The organism is Flavobacterium sp. ACN6 (assembly GCF_002304005.1).
Classification (GTDB): domain Bacteria; phylum Bacteroidota; class Bacteroidia; order Flavobacteriales; family Flavobacteriaceae; genus Flavobacterium.
This window is the reverse complement of record NZ_MRCQ01000004.1, coordinates 1-21,178: the sequence shown is the minus strand read 5'-3', so window position 1 is coordinate 21,178 and position 21,178 is coordinate 1. Positions and strand designations below refer to the sequence as shown.

General features: G+C 33.9%; 20 protein-coding genes and 2 tRNA genes. 4 read left to right on the top strand and 18 right to left on the bottom strand.

From position 1 onward, the window contains the following. Nucleotides 1-108 precede the first annotated feature (108 nt). Together pckA and BSF42_RS07455 are read right to left on the bottom strand one after the other, a co-directional pair. Nucleotides 109-1,713: a phosphoenolpyruvate carboxykinase (ATP) gene (pckA, locus tag BSF42_RS07460; protein WP_095952471.1), complete on the bottom strand. Its 1,605-nt coding sequence runs from the start codon at nt 1,711-1,713 to the stop codon at nt 109-111. 301 nt (nt 1,714-2,014) lie between these two features. Then, nucleotides 2,015-2,401, bottom strand: a complete 387-nt coding sequence (locus BSF42_RS07455; protein ID WP_095952470.1) for a DUF423 domain-containing protein — start codon at nt 2,399-2,401, stop codon at nt 2,015-2,017. 188 nt (nt 2,402-2,589) lie between these two features. On the opposite strand from BSF42_RS07455, the gene BSF42_RS07450 reads away from it, so the two are divergent. Continuing rightward, nucleotides 2,590-3,954: a saccharopine dehydrogenase family protein gene (locus BSF42_RS07450; protein WP_095952469.1), complete on the top strand. Its 1,365-nt coding sequence runs from the start codon at nt 2,590-2,592 to the stop codon at nt 3,952-3,954. A 172-nt stretch (nt 3,955-4,126) separates the two neighbouring features. Here the strand turns inward: BSF42_RS07450 and BSF42_RS07445 are convergent, their stop codons facing one another. The 6 genes from BSF42_RS07445 to BSF42_RS07420 all read right to left on the bottom strand — a co-directional run bounded on the left by BSF42_RS07445 (nt 4,127) and on the right by BSF42_RS07420 (nt 10,294). Continuing rightward, complete coding sequence (locus BSF42_RS07445; protein WP_095952468.1) at nt 4,127-5,338, bottom strand: M56 family metallopeptidase; 1,212 nt, start codon at nt 5,336-5,338, stop codon at nt 4,127-4,129. Next, nucleotides 5,335-5,706: a BlaI/MecI/CopY family transcriptional regulator gene (locus tag BSF42_RS07440; RefSeq protein WP_095952467.1), complete on the bottom strand. Its 372-nt coding sequence runs from the start codon at nt 5,704-5,706 to the stop codon at nt 5,335-5,337. Before BSF42_RS07440 ends, BSF42_RS07445 begins: the two co-directional genes overlap by 4 nt. Before the next feature lie 37 nt (nt 5,707-5,743). Then, nucleotides 5,744-6,718 (bottom strand): DUF6624 domain-containing protein, encoded by a 975-nt coding sequence (locus tag BSF42_RS07435; protein ID WP_095952466.1) that lies wholly within the window; start codon nt 6,716-6,718, stop codon nt 5,744-5,746. A 23-nt stretch (nt 6,719-6,741) separates the two neighbouring features. Continuing rightward, nucleotides 6,742-7,164 (bottom strand): hypothetical protein, encoded by a 423-nt coding sequence (locus BSF42_RS07430; RefSeq protein ID WP_095952465.1) that lies wholly within the window; start codon nt 7,162-7,164, stop codon nt 6,742-6,744. Between the two features lie 260 nt (nt 7,165-7,424). Further along, nucleotides 7,425-8,531: a glycosyltransferase 61 family protein gene (locus tag BSF42_RS07425; protein ID WP_095952464.1), complete on the bottom strand. Its 1,107-nt coding sequence runs from the start codon at nt 8,529-8,531 to the stop codon at nt 7,425-7,427. Nucleotides 8,532-8,905: 374 nt separating this feature from the next. Further along, nucleotides 8,906-10,294 (bottom strand): dipeptidase, encoded by a 1,389-nt coding sequence (locus tag BSF42_RS07420; RefSeq protein WP_095952463.1) that lies wholly within the window; start codon nt 10,292-10,294, stop codon nt 8,906-8,908. 109 nt (nt 10,295-10,403) lie between these two features. On the opposite strand from BSF42_RS07420, the gene BSF42_RS07415 reads away from it, so the two are divergent. Then, nucleotides 10,404-10,485: transfer RNA gene (locus BSF42_RS07415), tRNA-Leu, on the top strand. 393 nt (nt 10,486-10,878) lie between these two features. Here the strand turns inward: BSF42_RS07415 and BSF42_RS07410 are convergent. After that, entirely contained in the window at nt 10,879-11,112 is a 234-nt protein-coding gene (locus BSF42_RS07410) for a hypothetical protein (protein ID WP_095952462.1), read from the bottom strand. Between the two features lie 86 nt (nt 11,113-11,198). On the opposite strand from BSF42_RS07410, the gene BSF42_RS07405 reads away from it, so the two are divergent. Next, complete coding sequence (locus tag BSF42_RS07405; protein WP_095952461.1) at nt 11,199-11,429, top strand: helix-turn-helix domain-containing protein; 231 nt, start codon at nt 11,199-11,201, stop codon at nt 11,427-11,429. A 276-nt stretch (nt 11,430-11,705) separates the two neighbouring features. Beyond that, nucleotides 11,706-12,497: a hypothetical protein gene (locus BSF42_RS07400; RefSeq protein WP_095952460.1), complete on the top strand. Its 792-nt coding sequence runs from the start codon at nt 11,706-11,708 to the stop codon at nt 12,495-12,497. Nucleotides 12,498-12,706: 209 nt separating this feature from the next. Here the strand turns inward: BSF42_RS07400 and BSF42_RS07395 are convergent, their stop codons facing one another. The 9 genes from BSF42_RS07395 to BSF42_RS07345 all read right to left on the bottom strand — a co-directional run. Continuing rightward, on the bottom strand, nt 12,707-13,372 hold the full coding sequence (locus tag BSF42_RS07395) for an HAD family phosphatase (protein ID WP_095952459.1): 666 nt from the start codon (nt 13,370-13,372) through the stop codon (nt 12,707-12,709). 257 nt (nt 13,373-13,629) lie between these two features. Then, on the bottom strand, nt 13,630-15,213 hold the full coding sequence (locus BSF42_RS07390; RefSeq protein WP_095952458.1) for an MFS transporter: 1,584 nt from the start codon (nt 15,211-15,213) through the stop codon (nt 13,630-13,632). Nucleotide 15,214: 1 nt separating this feature from the next. Further along, nucleotides 15,215-16,264 (bottom strand): HlyD family secretion protein, encoded by a 1,050-nt coding sequence (locus BSF42_RS07385; protein WP_095952457.1) that lies wholly within the window; start codon nt 16,262-16,264, stop codon nt 15,215-15,217. 100 nt (nt 16,265-16,364) lie between these two features. After that, nucleotides 16,365-17,720, bottom strand: coding sequence for a TolC family protein (locus BSF42_RS07380; RefSeq protein WP_095952456.1), 1,356 nt, complete (start codon nt 17,718-17,720; stop codon nt 16,365-16,367). Nucleotides 17,721-18,697: 977 nt separating this feature from the next. Further along, nucleotides 18,698-19,510: an AraC family transcriptional regulator gene (locus BSF42_RS07365; protein ID WP_095952453.1), complete on the bottom strand. Its 813-nt coding sequence runs from the start codon at nt 19,508-19,510 to the stop codon at nt 18,698-18,700. A gap of 385 nt (nt 19,511-19,895) precedes the next feature. Continuing rightward, the gene (locus tag BSF42_RS07360) at nt 19,896-20,141 is read right to left on the bottom strand and encodes a GIY-YIG nuclease family protein (protein WP_095952452.1); all 246 of its coding nucleotides are present in this window, start codon (nt 20,139-20,141) and stop codon (nt 19,896-19,898) included. A gap of 138 nt (nt 20,142-20,279) precedes the next feature. Continuing rightward, nucleotides 20,280-20,525: a GIY-YIG nuclease family protein gene (locus tag BSF42_RS07355; protein WP_095952452.1), complete on the bottom strand. Its 246-nt coding sequence runs from the start codon at nt 20,523-20,525 to the stop codon at nt 20,280-20,282. A 61-nt stretch (nt 20,526-20,586) separates the two neighbouring features. Then, nucleotides 20,587-20,660 (bottom strand) — tRNA-Asp (locus tag BSF42_RS07350). A 293-nt stretch (nt 20,661-20,953) separates the two neighbouring features. Beyond that, nucleotides 20,954-21,178 (bottom strand): transposase (locus BSF42_RS07345; protein WP_253251006.1); only part of this gene is annotated, 225 nt, incomplete at its 5' end.

Genomic DNA, 21,178 nt, shown 5'->3' with positions numbered 1-21,178 from the left:
CTTTTCAATTCATATCCAACATAACGATTACATTGTAGAGTACTATTCCCCTACAATAAAAAAAGCTTCAGATTTCTCTGAAGCTTTTATTATTTGAATTAATTCCTTTTATTCTGTAATTGGTGCACCTGCCAAGATTTCGGCATTGGCAAACTCTTCAAATTTCGCAAAATTAGCTTTGAATTTCTGTGCTAATTCCAACGCTTTTGTATCGTATAAATCTTTGTCTTCCCAAGTATTTCTAGGATTTAAAATTTCTTCTGGAACATTTGGACAAGATTGTGGCTTTGCAATTCCGAATACCGAATGATTTACAAACTCTACGTTATCCAATTCGCCTTTTAAAGCTGCAGTAATCATCGCGCGAGTATATTTAAGCTTCATACGGCTTCCTGTACCGTAAGGTCCGCCCGTCCATCCTGTATTGATTAACCAAACTTTTACTCCAGCATCTTTCATTTTTTTGCTCAACATTTCAGCATAACGTGTTGGATGTAAAGGCATAAATGGCGCTCCAAAACAAGCTGAGAAATTTGGCTGAGGCTCTGTTACACCAGCTTCTGTTCCAGCAACTTTTGCTGTATATCCAGAAATAAAGTGGTAAGCTGCCTGACCCGGCGTTAATTTTGAAATTGGAGGCAGAATTCCGAAAGAATCTGCTGTTAGGAAAAATATATTTTTTGGATCATGTCCAACCAAACCTGGCTGTACATTATCAATATGCGTTATTGGGTAACTTACACGTGTATTTTGTGTGATCGAAACATCATCAAAATCTACTTCGTTTGTTCCTGCTTTGAAAACCACATTTTCTAATAGCGCTCCTTTTTTGATTGCTCTAAAAATGTCTGGTTCGTTTTCTTCTGTTAAGTTGATCACTTTTGCATAACAACCTCCTTCAAAGTTAAAAACCGTATTTTCGTTTGTCCAGCCGTGCTCATCGTCTCCGATTAATTTACGTTCTGGATCTGCAGATAAAGTAGTTTTTCCTGTACCAGACAAGCCGAAGAAAATTGCAGTATCTCCGTCTTCTCCAACATTCGCACTACAGTGCATTGGAAGTGTATTTTTGAAAACTGGAAGAATAAAGTTTAATGCAGAGAAAATACCTTTTTTCATTTCTCCTGTATAACCTGTTCCGCCAATTAAAGCGATTTTTTTTGTAAAGTCCAAAATAGCAAAATTAGACTGACGCGTTCCGTCTACAGCAGGATCTGCCATAAAACTTGGAGCGCAAACTACTGTCCACTCTGGAGTAAAATTAGCCAGTTCAGATTCTTCTGGACGTAAGAACATATTGTAACAAAACAAATTTGACCAAGCTGTTTCGGTTACAACACGAACATTTAATCTATAATTTGGATCAGAGCAAACATAAGAATCGCGAACAAAAACTTCTTTGTCTGATAAAAACGCTGTTACTTTATTATATAGCTTTTCAAAAGCCTCAGGTTCAAATGGGATATTTACATTTCCCCACCAAACTTGATCCTTTGTAATATCATCTTTTACAATGAAACGATCTTGTGGCGAGCGCCCTGTAAATTCACCTGTATTAATTGCCAAAGCTCCAGTAGAATTCTCAACACCTTGTCCTGACTGCAAAGTAATCGCATGTAATTCATCTGCAGATAGTTGGTAACGAACTTTTGCATTTTCAATTCCTAATTCTTTCAACGAAATCGATTGCGCGAAAACTGTGTTAGTGTCCATAAATTTTAAGTTGTGTGTGATATTTATTTCAGAAGCAAAATTACAGATTAATTCTTATTCCTTTTAAAATAATTAAATTTCACTTTGATTTATATGAAAAAAGAGAAATTTCACTTTAAAAATTACAAAAAGAAAAAAATAACTGCTTCTAATTTGTTTATTTACAACCTTATGAGTGAATTTGTTATATTATTTTTGTTTTACAACTAAAAATAGAAAAAATTCACATAACAAGAGTTATATGTTATTTATGAGACAAAATTAAAGATTAATTCTTAGACAGAATTTTTTTTTCGGGATTTTATGATTTTCTCTTCAAAATCGTAAAGAATAATAGCGCCCAACCAATAATTAATAGAAAACCGCCTATTGGAGTTGCGAATACGATAATTTTAGAATAAAACAAAGTATAGTCTTTTGTTGCCACCAAATAGATTGAACCACTAAAAAGTACGACACCGGCAACTATAAAATTATAGATTGCTTTTAGCGTCTTTTCTGCAATGTCTTTTTGAGTTGATAAGAAGAGAAGGAAAAGAGCATGATACATTTGGTAGCGAACACCAACTTCAAAAGTACTTAATTGATCAACTGAAAGATATTTTTTCAATAAATGAGCACCAAAAGCACCCAAAATAATAGCTATCATACCTACAAAAGCTCCAGTTAAAACGATTCTTCTTTTCATGATTTATCTCTTTTGAAATTTGAAACAAAAATACTTCAAACAAACCAAAAAACCGCTTTAGATTCTAGATAATTTAGTATAGAATCGCATAATTTTTTTACGCCGATCTCAAAAATAAAATCAATTTTGTTTAATTTAAATTGTTATATTTATAACATTTTAATATATTTGTGTTAAATATTTAGAACATGAGAAACGTTTTAATAATTGGAGCAGGAAGATCTGCATCGTCTTTGATTCGGTATTTACTATCAAAATCAAATGATGAAAAACTGCATTTAACTGTAGCAGATCTTTCATTGGATTTAGCCAAACTAAAAACGCAGCAGCATCCTAATGCAACTCCTCTTGCTTTAAATATTTTTAATGAAGTAGAGAGAAAAACTGCGATCTCAAATGCTTCAATAGTAATTTCGATGCTTCCTGCACATTTGCACATCGAAATTGCAAAAGACTGCCTGTCGTTTAAAAAACATTTGGTTACCGCTTCTTACATCAGCGACGCAATGCAGGCTTTAAATGAAGAAGCCCTAAAAAACAATTTGATTTTCATGAACGAGATTGGTCTTGATCCAGGAATCGATCATATGAGCGCCATGAAAGTTATTGACGAAATTCGAGCAAAAGGCGGTAAAATGCTGTTATTCGAATCTTTCTGCGGCGGACTTGTGGCTCCTGAATCTGACAATAATTTATGGAATTATAAATTTACTTGGGCACCTCGAAATGTAGTTTTGGCCGGACAAGGCGGTGCAGCAAAATTTATTCAGGAAGGAACTTATAAGTACATTCCTTACAGCGCTTTATTTAGAAGAACTGAATTTTTAGAAGTAGAAGGTTACGGAAAATTTGAAGCCTACTCTAATCGGGATTCTCTTAAATACAGATCGATTTATGGTTTAGATAATATTCTGACTTTATACAGAGGAACTATTCGAAGAGTGGGTTATTCCAGAGCTTGGAATATGTTTGTACAGCTTGGCATGACAGATGACAGCTACATCATTGAAGATTCAGAAAACATGAGTTACCGTCAGTTTGTGAATTCTTTCCTTCCCTATCATCCGACTGATTCTGTAGAAATTAAAACCCGATTGATTTTAAAAATTGATCAGGACGATATAATGTGGGATAAACTTTTGGAATTGGATTTATTTAACCCAGACAAAAAAGTGAATTTACCTAATGCTACGCCTGCTCAGATTTTAGAAAAAATATTAAGCGACAGCTGGGCACTACAATCTGATGATAAAGATATGATTGTAATGTATCATAAATTCGGATATGAATTGAACGGCGAAAAGAAACAAATCGATTCTAAAATGGTTTGCATTGGCGACGACCAAACCTATACAGCTATGGCAAAAACGGTAGGACTTCCAGTTGCTATTGCTGCATTATTGATTTTAAACGCAAAGATTACCACTCCAGGCGTTCAGCTTCCGATTAAAAAAGAAGTTTATGAGCCAATTTTGAAAGAATTAGAAGAATACGGCGTAATTTTTAACGAACAAAAGGTACCTTATTTTGGATATAATCCAGATTTATTTTAGTCTGGATCTGAATGTTAATTTTTTTTTTTAGATTTTTTAGTTTGTAATTTTATCCGCTTTCAAATTGCTGAAAGCGGATTTTTTTTGTTTTGACGTACAAAGAGGAAAGGTTCAAAGCGACAGAGTTTTAAACCTTTGAATCTTTGCCGCTTTGAACCTTGTACCTCTAAAATTATTTATCAGCCTGAATTGTAATTGGCAGACTGTACATTACTCGAACCGGTTTTCCTTGATCAGAAGCTGGAATCCATTTTGGAGAAAGCTTCAATACACGAACAGCTTCTTCTCCTGCGCCATAACCCAATTTATCTCTCAGGATTTCGATATTGGTCAGCGAACCGTCTTCCTCAATCATAAATTGAAGATATACTTTTCCGTTCAGTTTTTGTTTAGATACTTCCGCAGGCAATTTATAATTTTGACCTACAAACTTATAAAACTCAACTATACCGCCAGGATAGTCAGGCTTAACACTAACCTCTGTTAATTTCTTAAAATCATCATTTTTAATTACTTCCTGTGCCACAGTTTCAGTACTGAAAACAAATAACAGTAAAACATAAAGCATACCTACACTAAATACTTTCAGTGCAATCTTAATTGGAGATTCTCTTTTAGTCATCATTAGTAAACGTTTTTTAGTGATTAAATAATTAATATTGCTGGCAAGTGAAACTGTACTTTTATGCGATGCAAAATCCAGAAGGAGATTCTGATAATTTTTGATCTCTCCAAATTGTTTGTTTACAGCTTCATCAGCCAAAAATTCGTGATTGAGTTTAATTTCTTTTTCAAATAGTACAAATAATGGATTGAACCAAAACACAATTTGCAAAACCTCAACAAACAAAATATCCAAAGTATGTCTTTGCTGCAAATGGGCTTTTTCGTGTGCTATTAATTCTGGTTGAATTTTACCATTGTTAAAATCTTCCTGATTGATAAAAATAGTATTCCAGAAAGAATGCGGCAAAACAGACTCTTTAGTCAAAACAATTTTTTGCCCATTAATAAATTCGATTTTACTTCTTTTCTTTCTAATCGTAAATGAATATATATTTCGTATCAAGCGAACGATCAAAATTGCTGTAATGACAATATAAATTACACTCAAAAAGTATGTTAGAATTTCCGTATAATTTACTTTATCTAAAACCGTTTTATTCGTTATAATCATGATTTCATCCAGTTCAATCATTTGTGTTTTGGTGGACAAAAATGATCCAATCGAAAACAACTGAAGCGGAATTATCAAACTAAAAACAATACTTCCAAGAAGATAAATTCTATTAAAACGAAACATTTTTTCGTTTTCTAAAAGCATTTTATACACCGCATAAAATACAACAAGCAATACGCCTGATTTTAAAAGATACGTTATCATTTTTTCTTTTTTTGAATTTCTGAATCGATTATTTTTTTAAGATCTTCCAGTTCCGATGCCGACAAATTAGTTTCGGTTGTAAAAAACGAAGCAAACTGCGATGCCGAATTATTAAAAAAATTACTGATTAATCCGTTTACGTGTTTAGAAAAATAAGTTGTTTTTTTAACCAGCGGATAATATTCGCGTGAATTCCCGAATTCGTTATATGCTACAAATTTCTTATCAATCATTCGCTTTAGTAAAGTTGCGACCGTCGTTGTTGCCGGTTTTGGTTCTGGATAAGCTTCGAGTAAATCTTTCATAAAAGCTTTTTCAAGCTTCCATAAATGCTCCATTAATTGTTCTTCTGCGTTTGTTAATTGCATTTTTTTATAAGTTACTAAGTTGCTAAGATTCTAATGTTTAATTCGTCTTTTGTTTTTTCTCCTTAAGAAGTTTCTCAAATTCGGGAAGTTCTTTTTTATAGGCTTCCACATCCCAAGCTGCATTAAAATTTTTAAGATAATCAGACAATGTTCCCAACCCAACTGACGCTCTTCTTTTATCAACATTATCTGGATCTTCAAGCGGCGAAACAAACGGTTTTTTAGTAATCGGATGATTGGAAACCTGACTTCCGTAAATTTGTTTTTTACCTTCTCTTAAAGCTATTCTATCTTCCAAATACGCCAAATTACTTGGACTTGCATTCCCTTTTTTAACTGCTTCTCTCATCATTGGTAAATACTTTTGCTGGTATTTTAAATCAGCATGCTGAATAACCAAAAACAAAGTTTGATTGGCCTGCGACCCAACAACATTTTTTCCCACCCAGCCTTTTTCATCTAAAATCTTCATTACTTTAACGAGATTAAGACTGTCTTTGTACTGCATTATTTTTCCAATACTGTCAATTTTCTTTTTATCAGCATTAGGTTCTTTATAAATTTTCATAAACGCTCCACGAATACCCTGATCCTCTGTATAAATATCCAAAAGTTCTTTCTGCAATGGTTTATCATAATTAGCGCTCATAATATCCATTTTCTTCTGCAATTTTTCGATTGTCTTTGTCCACTCCTTTTTATTATGCAGCGATTCTAAATCAGTATCAATTTTTATATGGGCAATGTTTTCATATCCATTATCAATTGCTAAGTCCAGCCATTTAAAAGCTTTTTTATCATCATTGTTTAAAGCTGCGGCGCACGCACCATTGTACAAATCCGATGATGATGTATGCTCCATTTTAAAAGCTTTTTCATAAAATTCAACAGATCCCTTATAATCTTTAGCATTATAGGAATCATCGCCTTTTGCAACAAATTCTTTATAGGTTTGACACTGCATCAATCCAATATTCATGGTAATAAAAAAGAAAGCAACTATTTTTTTCATAGATTTAGACTTAATGGTTTATTTTATTTTATTTTTTGTTCCGAGATTAATTCTCCGTTTGTATAGTTTTTGATTGCGACTAATTTCCCTTTATCTGAATAGAATTTCCATTCTCCGAAATAAAACCAATGTGTTTCTATTTTATTAACCTCTAGTTTGGTTTTTCCTTTGGATTCTAATTTTCCGTTTTCGTAATAGCTTTTTACAATGCAGATTCCGTTTTTATATTTTTCTGTTTTATAAATTTTTCCGTCGATATAAGATTTCCACTTTTTTACGGGCTGATCGTGTTTGTAATATTCATACGATTTGTATCTGATATTATCCTGCGTATAATCATCAATCCAAACACCTTCTTTTTTCTTATCAATCTTTTGATTGATCGCTGGACTTTTACATCCAAAAAGAATCACGCCAAAAAACAATATTAAAAAGAGTTTTTTCATATCATTAAATTCTACAATTATAGACACTGCTCTACAAATGTAGAATTAATTTTTTAAAATGCAAATATTTTTTTTAAGATGCTAAGATTTTGAGGGACTAAGGTTCTAAGTTTTTTTTTGAGGTGCAGAGGAACAAAGGAACAAAGGAACAAAGGTGAAGAGGCTAAGAGGGCCTGATTTTGGGAACTATGAATCTTTGTCAAAGTTTTAAACTTTGACAAAGAGAAAAGAGAAAGAAAAAAACTTAGTATCTTAGAATCTTAGCAACTCAGAACCTCTAAAAAAGCAATCGTTCTCTCTACTTCTTCTAAATTAATATAGAAATTTTCTTCTTTTTGAATTCCTACTACAAAGCCATATTTCAAGCTTTGCATATCGGTGGTTATTTTTAGAACACCGCAAAAGCGATTTGGAGGTTGTAATGTTAAAACTGCGGCGCCGGGTTCAAGCACCGTGAGACCGTGCATAAGATGACTGCCTTCGATCCCGACAACCATTCTGGCACCTGCACAGGCAGAAAGAATCTCATTGACACTTTGCTGGGTAACGTCTACAATTTTAAAACCGTATTTATCACGCAGCTGCTCGGCAATTTCAATTTCGTTTAGCATTATTCGGGTTTTTCCCGAATTACGACGTAATATAAAAACACCCGGATGTGAATTTTTGGAAAACTTTGACAGTAGAATGTCTTTATTTTCATTAAATAACTGTTGCTTTTTATTGTTATTACCCCAATCGTCGTCAAAAAATAGAGCATTTTGCAAATACGCGGCATTAGTTCTATAGGGATTCATTCCTAACAATTCCTCATACTCAAACATATGCGGACTTGTAAAAATATTCGTTGTTATGGGAAATCCTTCAGATGCTGCAAATTTATAGTTTGTACAATCATCTGTTAACCAAAGTCCGAAAAATTCATTGCCATCATATGAGCTGTAAATAGCTGCATCCTTTATTTCTGTATCAATTATAGCGGGCGGGAAATAATTCATTTTTGGACTAAGCTTAGTGTTGTGGTGTAATAAAAAACGATGCAGTCCTTTGTAAATCGATCCATTAACCATCCATATATCCTTGAGCTGATAGGCTCGGGTTGGTGCGTGATGTGTAGTAACTCCGCCATGCATTACAGCATACGGATTATCTGTGTAAGCTGTGCCGGTAATGCGTTCAAGCTGACCTTCTAAAAAATAAGCTTTTGATGAAATGGTGGTATTTCCTGGTGCAATCTCCCAAGATTTTACAGCCAAACTTTCTAATATTTTCCCCTGACGAAACATCGTATGGGTCTTTTTAAGTCCTTTAAGATATTTTGTGTAACCAATTGGTGCAAATCTAACCTTCTTTTTAATTAATCTCATTTCTCAACATTAAAGCAACATTAAAACAACATTAGAAAATTTCAAAAAACAGAATTATTTTCAAATCAATAAGATATTTGATAATAAAAAAACCAAAAATAAGTTAATTTACCTAACAAAATACAAAGCCTAAATTAATTTTTTTAATGTTGAAATTTAAATTTGAGAACATGCAAAAAAAAAATCCGCTCATTTCTGAACGGATTTTATTTATAAAAAGTTAACCGCAAAGAACGCAAGGTATTTTTTAAGGCTATTAATCTAAACGCAAAGTTCGCAAAGCTGTAAATATAGCTTTGCGAACTTTTATAAATCTTGCTAAATAAAATCTTACCGTCCTTTGCGTAAATCTCAGCGCCTTTGTGGCAAAACCCTTATTTACTTAATTCCACAAAATACTTGTAAAACAACGGAATAGTCTCAATTCCTTTCAAGTAATTAAAGATTCCGAAATGTTCGTTTGGCGAGTGAATAGCATCAGAATCTAAGCCAAATCCCATTAAGATCGTTTTGCTTTTTAATTCTTTTTCAAACAAAGCCACAATTGGAATACTTCCACCAGAACGAACTGGAATTGCAGCAACTCCAAACGTTTCTGTATATGCTTTATTTGCTGCCTGATATCCAATGCTGTCAATTGGTGTTACGTAACCTTGACCACCGTGGTGTGGCGTTACTTTTACCGTAACTCCAGCTGGAGCAATACTCGTAAAATGTTTTGTAAAAAGCTCTGTAATCTCTTCCCATTCTTGGTTTGGAACCAAACGCATCGAGATTTTAGCAAAAGCTTTACTCGCAATAACAGTTTTAGCACCTTCACCCTGATAACCGCCCCAAATTCCGTTCACGTCTAATGTCGGACGAATTGAATTGCGCTCATTGGTAACATATCCTTTTTCACCATAAACATCGGCGATGTTTAAAGCATTTTTATATTTTTCTAAACTAAAAGGCGCTTTTGCCATTTCCGCTCTTTCTTCTGCAGATAATTCCTCAACCTTATCGTAGAATCCTGGAATCGTAATATGATTGTTTTCGTCGTGAAGAGAAGCGATCATTTTTGCCAAAATATTAATTGGGTTCGCCACAGCACCTCCGTATAAACCAGAATGCAAATCGCGGTTTGGACCCGTAACTTCTACTTCAACATAACTCAAACCTCTTAAACCTGTCGTGATTGATGGTTGTTGGTTTGAAATCATTCCAGTATCCGAAATCAAGATTACGTCATTTTTCAGTTTTTCCTGATTGCGTTGTACAAACCAAGCCAAACTTGCAGAACCAACTTCCTCTTCACCTTCGATCATGAATTTTACGTTACAAGGCAAATTGTTGTTTTGCACCATATATTCAAGCGCTTTTACGTGCATGTACATCTGACCTTTATCGTCACAAGCTCCACGGGCGAAAATTGCTCCTTCTGGGTGAATATCTGTTTTTTTAATAACCGGTTCAAACGGTGGTGAAGTCCATAATTCTAACGGATCTGGCGGCTGCACATCATAGTGTCCGTACACTAAAACCGTTGGAAGATTTGGGTCGATTATTTTTTCTCCATAAATAATTGGATAACCCGGAGTATCGCAAACTTCGACTAAATCGCAGCCTGCTTTCGATAAACTTTCTTTTACAGCCTCTGCTGTATCAATAACATCTTGTGAATATGCAGTGTCGGCACTTACCGACGGAATCTTTAATAATTCGATCAATTCGTTGATAAACCGATCTTTATGTTGTTGAACGTAGGACTTAATATTTTCCATTTAAATTATTTTTATAGAAACCCAAAAATACAAAAAAGAGAATTAATAATTTTTTTTAAATTTTTCTTTGAATATTCGAAAGTATGCTTATCTTTGCACCCACAATTACGCGGATATGGTGAAATTGGTAGACATGCCAGACTTAGGATCTGGTGCCGCAAGGCGTGTAGGTTCGAGTCCTATTATCCGCACTGAAAAAAAGCTTCTGAGAAATCAGAAGCTTTTTTGTTTTTGGTGTATTTTGATTTTTTTTTGTTGATAAGCAATTGTTATAACACAAATCTTTCTTTCATAATTTTATTTTTGAAGCATTCTATTATAAACATAGCCCGAGGTTTCAATCTCGGGAATCATAGATTGTCGACAATGAATGCGTCCAATGGTTGAAACCATTGGCTATGTTTTGAAATGGAAAATCTATGTAGTTTGTATCGCTTATCACCTTGACGAAAGGAGATTCCAGCATAACCAACGGGTTGTACACATGAAAAAAATTGCGGAAATCACTCTGGAATTTTTTGTCGATTTGCTGTTTTAGTTTCTCCTTTCGTCGAAATGAAAGTCTTAAAAAATAATTCTCTTTCTTATTCCACTTCCAAATACGGATGCAAAATTTCGGCTAATTCATTCAGCCAATAAAACCCTTTTTTGAGGTTTTCTTTTTGTGTATATACCGTTTCTTCCTCCATAACCAAGCTTAAAGCAATTACATAAGTTAATTGTCTTATGGCTTTTGCCAAATCTTTGGCATCAATTACATCATTAAAAAAATCTAAGAGTCTTTTTTCTGTTTCTTTCGAAAGATCATTTGTAGCCATTGTCTTATTTTTTATTCGAGTCAAATATAATAAATTACACCCACAAATGGGTGTAATTAAAAAATAAATCTTTCCACTTTTGAAATATGGATATTTCAGAAGAGACTTTTATTGTTAATCTTGGCATTCACGTTAGACAAATACGTGAAAAGAAAGGTTTATCCCAACAAGATTTAGCCGATGATTGTGGTATAACACAAAATCAAATAGGCAGAATAGAAAGAGCTGAAATAAATACGACTATAAAAACTCTTATAAAAATCGCCAATGCTTTAGATATTGAACCTAAAGAATTGCTGGATTTTCCTTTGAAATAATAATTCGGCTAAAGCCTTTTACTTTCCAATACAAAAAACCTCCAGCTAAAGCAGGAGGCAATTCATTTAGTTTTATTATTTAATGAAGTAAATCAGTGTAGTTTGTCATTTCGACCTAAGGAGAAATCACACTTGTATATCGACAAAGATTGGCGACTAAGAAATTTCTTTAATTATTTTATACTTTAATCTCTAAATATTCTTATTTTTAAAATACCAAAAACCTAAATCTGCACATTTTATTTTGTTTTTAAATCTCTAAACCATTTAGAACACATGAAAAATTACAGATTATTAGTTATCCTTTTAGGAATTATTGTCATTTTCTTCTTTATTAGAAAAGTCAGAACCTTTACTGTTGAGCAAGAAGCTAAAACCATTCAATCAAAACATTTTGTTATTTCCTACAGCGGCATTTATAAAAGCGAGGCCGAAAAAGTCAGCAAACATTTAGAAAACAATTATTCTAAAATAAGGGAAGATCTTAAAGATGTAAAACACGACTTGATAAAGGTTTTTGTTTACGGTTCTCAATACAAATTTAATTCGGCTACAGGCTTAAAAGAAAATGTAAGCGGTACAAGCCGTGGACCAAACGAATTTCATTTTGTGTGGTCAAACTGGTTCAATTCTGTTTTTCCAGACGATCCGCTAAAAACTGCCCTCCATGAATTTACGCACTGTGTTCAATTGAACATATTAATAGACAAAGCAAAAGAAACACTTATTACCCAAGACCGCCTTACTTTTGAAAAGGAATTTGATAAAAAATTTGCAGCAGAATATCCGCGCTGGCTCTGGGAATCGATCAGTATTTTTGAAGCGGGAGAAGTAAATACGATAAGCGTAAAATATGCCAAAAGTAAAAATCTAACTTTAGAAGATTTAAATCAAAGTAATCAGATTTATAATATTGGCTATACTATAATCGAATATCTAACCCAAAAATGGGGAAAAGATGTGCTGCCAAAATTGATTGCTTCATTTGGTAATATTGAAAAAACACTGAACATTACAACTGAAGAATTTGAAAAAGGCTGGATTGCTTTTTTGGATGAGAATTATTAAGCGGTTTTAAAATTTATCTAATTTGTCATTCCAAGGAACGAGGAATCTCCGCGAGAAGCTCTACAAAGATTGGCTTTTCGTTGCGGAGTTACTTGTGGAGATTTCTCCTTCGTCGAAATGACAAGATTATGGCTAATTAATTACGTAAAAAAACCTTTGTCAAAGTTTAAAACTTTGACAAAGGCCTCTCGTAATTTGGAATTTGGGATTTATTTATTGGAATTTAATAAATCAATTATCTTATCCACATTCACTTCACTATAATCATTAATATAAAAATCACATGGCGGAAGCTGTTCTTTTGTATGCGTGCTCAAAACGCCAACGACTTTCATTCCAGCATTTAAACCCGCTGTAATGCCCGAAAAAGAGTCTTCGAAAACCACACAATCAGACGGAGAAACTCCAACTCTTTCTGCCGATTTTAAATATACTTCTGGATTTGGTTTATGAAGTGTGACGTCTTCGCTGGACATCATCGAATCCATTTTTTCATCAAGTTTTAAAACATTAGCAATCAAATCCAGATTCGCACGCGGCGCCGATGTAGCAACAGCCGTTTTAAATCCGCGTGATTTCAATTCGCTTAAAAAATCCAAATAATGCGGAATCGTTTCAACCTTATCTTTATAAACCTCACGAAACATTCCTTCTTTTTCGTCTTCGAGTTTTAGCAATTCTTCTCCCTCAATTGGGCGTTTGAAGAAATGCGTCATGATATAACTGTTATGTTTTCCGTACATATGTTCTTCAAATTCTTCATTTGTATACGGAATTTCATATTTATCGAAAAACGCCTCAAAAGCCTTCACATGATGCGGATTAGTGTGACAAATCACGCCATCCATATCAAAAATTACACATTGCTGTTTCATTCTATATTTTTTAATAATTGCAAGATAAGTTTTTCCGCAGAGTTGAAGAGCGGTTTTTCGCAGAGATTCGCGGAGTTTTTTTTACAATAATGTTTAAACCTACTGTTTGTCATCCTGAGGAACGAAGGATCACACGCGAAATTCCGTAAACTGAATCGCCAATTTTTGTCGATTTTCTAGTGTGATCCTTCGTTCCTCAGGATGACATAAAATGAGGCGAAACTTTGAACTTTAAACTTTAAACCTGAAACAAAGACTTACCCAATCCAAATCTTACTTTTAACCAAAGTCATTGTTTGTCTTAAATGCTGATTACACGCGATCAAAATAATTAAAACAATCAAACCATAACCTACAATCGTGTAAATCTCCATATCGGCCAATAAAGTCGCTTGTTTGGCAACTGATCCGAATACTTTTTTCAACGCCAAAGTATTCGCATTATCTGCCGAATATCCTTTTGCCATAAAACTCTGCGTTGCTGCGGAAATGCTTTCCTGTGCCTGCGGATTGTCGCCTGTTATAAACTGACTTAGTTTTAAAAAGTGTTTTTTATTTAAAAATACTGTCGCATTCTGCATGACACAAAAACCAATTGTACTTCCCCAGAAACGTCCAGAAACACCCACAATTCCCGAAGAAACCGCCATATTTGCCGGAACCGAAGATGTGGTAAATAAAATTAACGGAACGAATAAAAACCCAACACCAATACCTTGTAAAACGTATGGAATGATAATATCAGACAAAGCCACATCTGGCACAAAAAGGAACGTAAACCAGAAATGAAACAACGCAATTAATGAAAATCCGATTATAAAAATGATTTTAGTCGAAACCGATTTCATTAGAAAATATGCCGCCAGAATCAAGCCGATTACATTTCCCAAACCGTTAATGTATTGCACGCCCGCAACGCGTGACGGATCCCAATTCCAAATTGAAAACATCGCCGAATGGCAAAGACTCAATGTTGCCCTGCTGATATAGAAAAGGAAAAACAATAAAAATCCAATTCGCAGATTGGCGTATTTAAAAACCTCAAAATTAAATGTCGGTCTTTTTACCAAAAGCTCTTTAAAGATGAATAATCCGCCCGTAATCAGGGCAATCATCAACATTAAAACCATTTGAGAAGAGTCGAACCAATACTTCTTTTCGGCATAAACAAAAAAGTACGCACCGCAGAGGATCGCAGTTAAAACCAAAATATAACTCATCCAGTCGATTTGATACAGCGGAATTTTCTTCGTGATTCTATGTCCGCGAAACGTAACCAAGATTAAAAAGACATTTAAAACCTGAAGTCCACCCGAAACATACAACATGTATTTCCAATCGTAATGATCCAGAAACCAAACCGCAATATTCATAATAAAAGGCGTTGACAACAAAAGCGAACCGTAATAAAAGGAGAAGCCAATTATAATAGCATTTTTAGAATTAAACTGCTCAATCAATAATTGTCTGATCGTAATTACGGGAAGCGCCATTAAAATTCCCTCGACAATTCTCAATATTAAAAAAAGCGAAAAATTGGTAATATACGCCGATGAAACAATCGTAATTCCGATTAAGGAATAAACCGCCATCAGGTAATTTTTTGCGGGGAAAAAACTCGAAAATCGGCTTTCTATTAAAATTGTTGCGAGCAGCGTTCCATACGTAACACACATCGCAAACTGCAAATCTTCTGGCTCAATGTCCAGAAAACTTGCTGCGTACGTTACGTTTGAAGTATAAACTCCCAATAAAATCATGGAATGCAAAAGGCAGACAAACAAAATAATAATGATTGCCCATTTTGGAACCCACGATTTAAAAATACTTTTATCTTCCATTTTAGTGCGCTGCGATCACAGTGATATTCATTCCCGCTCTTAAAAAATCGGCTTGTTTTTCGTTGTCTTTCAACTGAATTCTAACTGGGATTCTTTGTTCAATTTTCACGAAGTTTCCTGTAGCATTATCTGGAGGAAGCAACGAAAATCTTGCCCCGCTCGCAGGCGATAAAGAAGCAATTGTACCAATGAACGTTTTATCGCTCAAAGCATCGGCTTTAATTTCAACCTGCTGTCCAACGGTTAAATACTGTAATTGTGTTTCTTTAAAATTAGCCGTGATCCATTTTTCTTTACTTACGATTGAAAGCAATGATTGTCCTTCTTTCACCAATTGTCCTGGCTGTAACGTTCTTTTTCCAACCCAGCCGTCGTAAGGCGCGGTAATTACCGTGTACGAAAGAAATAACGCCGCATTATCTGCCACAGCTTGTTTTGAAGCAATATTCGTTTCTGTTGTTGGCACATTTGCCTCAGCCACAGAGGTACTCAAAGTCGCCGAATGAATTCTGTTTTTCATTTCTGCAAAATGTGCCTGCGCCGCTTCGTAATCTGCTTTTACTTTTTCTAATTGCTGCGAAGTTGCTGCTTCGTCTTTTACTAGCGCTTGGTATCTTTCGTATTCTAGTTTAGTTTTCCAAAGATTCGATTTTGCGCCGTCCAATTGCGATTCGTTAATTGCAGTTGCACTGGCTGTTGTAACCGCATTTCTTTGTGCCACAACGCTGTTTTGTTTCGCATTTTGAACATCGGCAAGAGCCACATTCAATTTAGATTGGTATTCTCTGTTATCAATCACCACCAAAGTATCGCCCTTATGCACAAACTGATTTTCGTTAAAACGAACGTCCTGCACATAACCTGTAATTCTCGACATAATTGGCGTTACATATTGTTCCACCTGCGCGTCATTGGTTTCTTCGTGATTTCTATTGAATACATAAAACCAAATTCCTAAAATAACACCGCTTACTACCAGCGTACACGCAATAATTGTTATAATGATATGAAACGTTCTGTTTCTTCTAGTTTCATTTTTTATCTTAACCATAAACTTTATATCTTTTGTCTATTTTCTATTCTCTATATTCTATTTCTTGTCTCTTCCTTGTAATCTCTTTCTTCTTTGCTCTTTTTTCTAAGGCTTTATCCTAACTCTGAGGAAGAATCCCAGCCGTATGCAGCAGTTCATAATGTTTTAAAACCGCATCTAATCGTGTAGAAATTTTATTGTATTTCGCCTGAAGCAAAGCATTGTCAGCATCGACCATTTCGGTTATTAAAACCAATTGGTTTAAGTATTTCAGTTTTACAATTCGGTAATTTTCGTTGGCTAAATCCAAAGCTTTGTCGACTACTACAAATTTTTCAAGGATTTCCTGGTATTGCGTATGTTCTTTATACAGTTTATCCTGAATTTCATCTTTAATGATCTCAGTCTGCATTTGCTGCCATTCGATTTTTTTGTTTGCCTGTTCTACTTTGGTTTTGTTTTTATACAAAGCCGAAAGATCAAAACTAGCTTCAATTCCAACCTGACCTAAAGTGTACAAATACGGATTGGGAGGGAAAAATTTGTAGTTTGGATAATAAAAACCATAATTACCAAAGAAGTTTACCGTTGGCAGATAATTTCCTTTAACCAATTGCAATTCTGTCTTTTTGATATTTAATTCCTGGCTTGCCATACGCATTTCTTCGTTTTGCAAAGCTTTGGTCATGTAAAAATCATACGGATCCAAACCGTTCATTTCGTCCAAACTTGCAGTCGTATCAATTGCAATTTCTTCGTTTTCTGGAAATTGAATTAGAGTTTTCAGATCGTGAAGCGCAATTTTTATGTTTTTGGAGTTTGTAAGCGCATTTAACTCACGATCCGAAAGCTGTAATTCGGCTCTAATAACTTCGTTTTTAGTAACTGTTCCATGTTTTTGAAGCGACTGTACCTCTTTCAATCGGCTTTTTTCTTCTTTAATGTTTTCTTCAAAAATCTTCTGAAGCTCCATCATTTTATAAATCGAAAGATAATTGGCAACTACTTCGAGTTCAATATCATTTTCGGTTTTCTCTGTTTTTATCTTTGCAATTTCACTTTCCTGATTCGCAATTTTAATAGCGTTATTAATTTTATTTCCCGCATAAATTGGCATTTTAAAAGTTGAATTTACCTGATATATTTCAGGAATCGCCTTTGTAACTTCTTTACCGTTCAAGAATCCGTTTCCTTTGAATTCGGTAATGTTCGTAATTCTAGAATACTCGCCGTTTAATTCGATATCCGGCAGTCGGAGTTCTTTTGTTTCTTTGATGTTTTGCTCTGAAAGCGTAGTCTCCAATTGAGATCTAAGGATTTTTTTATTGTTTTCTTTTGCCAGTTTCACCGCTTCTTTTAATGAGACCGAATGAATTTCCTGTGCTTCTAATCCATTGAATGACAAAATGATTAGAAAAATCAACAGGCTTTTGAGAAAACATTCTTCTGTAGAATTTGTTGTTTTGAGTAACATGAATACATAAATATTTTATGCTGCAAAGTTCCTTCATTTTTCTGTTGACTGATAATTATAAAAAGTCAATAACATATTCATTTCGGACAAATGTTAAAATTCTATTTTCCGAAAACGTTATATTAAAGCACTGAAAAACAATTTATTACAAAACCTACTTATTTGTGATGTTTCACGCAGATTTAAAAGGATTTGAGCAGATCAGCGCAGATTTTTCTTTTTTGCAACGTTTACAACCCAAATAATCATCTGCAAAACCTGCCAAAATCTCTGAGTGAAATAATAATAAGTGAAATCTTCGCTAAATAAAAAACCATATAAATATGTTTGTTTTTGTGATGTTTCACGCAGATTAAAAAGGGGATTTAAGCAGATCAGTGCAGATTTTATTTTTGAAACTTTACAAATCAAATAATCATCTGCAAAATCTGCTTAAATCTGTAGAATCTGCGTGAAATTCTTTTGTAGACAAACAAAAACAATTTATTACAAGCAAAATACATTTTGTGGTTATTTTTAAAGTCTCTCGCAGATTTTGCAGATCAAGCAGATAGAAATTAAACAATCTGCCGAATCTGCTAAATCTGCGAGAGAAATAATTATAAAATTACGAGTGAAATCTGCGTGAAATTCTTTTGTAGACAACAAAAACAATTTATTACAAGCAAAGCGGATTTTGTGGTATTTTAAACCCTCTCGCAGATTTTGCAGATCAAGCAGATAGAAATTAAAATAATCTGCCGAATCTTCTAAATCTGCGAGAGAAATAATTATAAAATTATGAGTGTAATCTGCGTGAAATTCTTTTGTAGACAACAAAAACAATTTATTACAAGCAAAGCGGATTTAGTGATTATTTTAAAATCCTCGCAGATCAAGCAGATAGAATTAAAAAACCTTCCGAATCTGCTAAATCTGCGAGAGAAATAATTATAAAATTATGAGTGTAATCTGTGTGAAATAAAAAACCATTTAAATTACAAAATATCTTCCCCATTTAAGTAATCAGAAGGTCTTTGTCCTAAAATCTTGAAAAAAGTATTACTAAAAGTCGGAATACTATTGTAACCAACTTCCAGCGCTACCTCTTTTACCGAAAGTTTTCTTTCTAGTAAAAGTTCGATTGCTTTTAAGATTCGGCGAATGGTGTAATACTGAATGAAAGACATTTTGAGATCCTTTTGAAACAAGCGATATAAAGAGCGTTCGCTGTATCCAAATTCATGGGCAACATCGGCAAACAAAATAGTTTCACCCAGATTATTCTCGATATAACGAAGGATTTTCCCAAGGCGTTTGTCTTTAGGCTGTGGTAATTCTAAAGGTAAATTATTAGTACATATTTGAGGCAGAATCGCTTTTATGGCTTTGGCGATGGCAAAATTTGGAGTTCCTTTTTTAAGATCGCCATTCCAACGATTCGTAAAAAGCATCATTTGCAATAATAAATTGTTGACTGGATAAATTCCTTCTATTTGATAAAATTCATCTTCACCTTTTTCAACTGGAAAATACAAATTACGCATTGTCACGCTTTCAGATTTAGGCTCAATACTGTGCTCCACTCCACTCGGAATCCATATAAAATGCCTAGCCGGCAAAAAGTAGCTTTTAGTTTCTGTCGTCACAAAAACAACATCTCCTTCTGCATACAGCATTTGTGCTTTGATGTGTTTATGTGTCGGCACAAACAATTCACCCATCAAATCGTGGTGACAGTAAATGCTTTTTTTATCAGCATCTACTTTCTTGATGTAATATTTATCGAGTTTTTGACCAGAATGTTCCATTTTTTTCTAACCGCTATGAGCGCTAAGGTTTACGCAAAGTTCGCTAAAATTCTTTATTAGCTGTTTAAATATGCTCGCAAAGTCGCGAAGTCGTAGAGTTATTATTTTTTGCCACAGATTATATGGATTAAAAGAATTTATGCTTCTGCTGTAGATTTGGGCAGATTGAGCAGATATTTTTTAATAAATAGATAATCTCCATGATCTGCCAAATCTGCGAGTAAAAAACTTTGTGACCTTTGCGTAAATCTTTGCGGTTAAGTCCAAAAAAAATGCCTCTCATTATGAGAGGCATTTTACAAACTTAGGCGGTCTGGACGGGACTCGAACCCGTCTCGTCCCTAGACGAGATGACAGACATGTATTCTAATCCGCTTTACCTTTCTTATTTATACTCTTTAATTAGATCTTCTATTGACTTTCGATTTAACTTTTTCAATCTCAATTCTTCAATCAAAGCTTCTTTTTTAGTTTCAAATGCTTTTGAATAAACTAACTCCCATGGCCCTTTATTTGAAGTATACCTGCTTCTGTTCTCATTATGATGTAATAATCTTTGGACAACATCTTCACTAAACCCTTTGTAATAAATATCTAAAGTTTTAGAATAAATTATGTAAACGTAAAACATAAATCAAAATTTAATGTAAAAAAAAATGCCTCTCATTATGAGAGGCATTTTACAAACTTAGGCGGTCTGGACGGGACTCGAACCCGTCTCGTCCCTAGACGAGATGACAGACATGTATTCTAATCCGCTTTACCTTTCTTATTTATACTCTTTAATTAGATCTTCTATTGACTTTCGATTTAACTTTTTCAATCTCAATTCTTCAATCAAAGCTTCTTTTTTAGTTTCAAATGCTTTTGAATAAACCAACTCCCATGGCCCTTTATTTGAAGTATACCTGCTTCTGTTCTCATTATGATGTAATAATCTTTGGACAACATCTTCACTAAACCCTTTGTAATAAATATCTAAAGTTTTAGAATAAATTATGTAAACGTAAAACATAAATCAAAATTTAATGTAAAAAAAATGCCTCTCATTATGAGAGGCATTTTACAAACTTAGGCGGTCTGGACGGGACTCGAACCCGCGACCCCATGCGTGACAGGCATGTATTCTAACCAACTGAACTACCAAACCCTGCGTTATTGTGAGTGCAAAAATACAACAGAAGTTGGATTCTGCAAGGGTTTTTAAGAATAAAAATTGAGAAATTTTTAATTCGTTAAATTCCAATATTTTAAAATTTGATCATTCATTCAAAAAAGAAGAACTTTCTTTCTTTTTCTTAACCACAGAGTTTGCAAAGTCTTTTTATTATTACCTTAAACAAACAAAAAGTTCGCAAGCTTTATCAATTAAAACCTTTGTCTTACGTTTAGAAATATTTTGCACCTGATCCAAAAAAACGGATCAGGTGCAAAAGTTGGGGATTAAGCAAAAAGATTAGATAATCTGAATAAGAAGAAATCTATTTTTCTGACTCCTCTAAATTGCGATCTAAAAGCTTTTACTTTTGCATTGAAAGATTCTGCTGAAGCATTAGTACTTCTGTTATCAAAATAATTTAAGATTGACTGGTAGTTAAAAGAAATGGTATTAAGTAGGATATTGAAGTTTTTAAAACCTGATTCCTCTACATTTCTATACCAATGGGC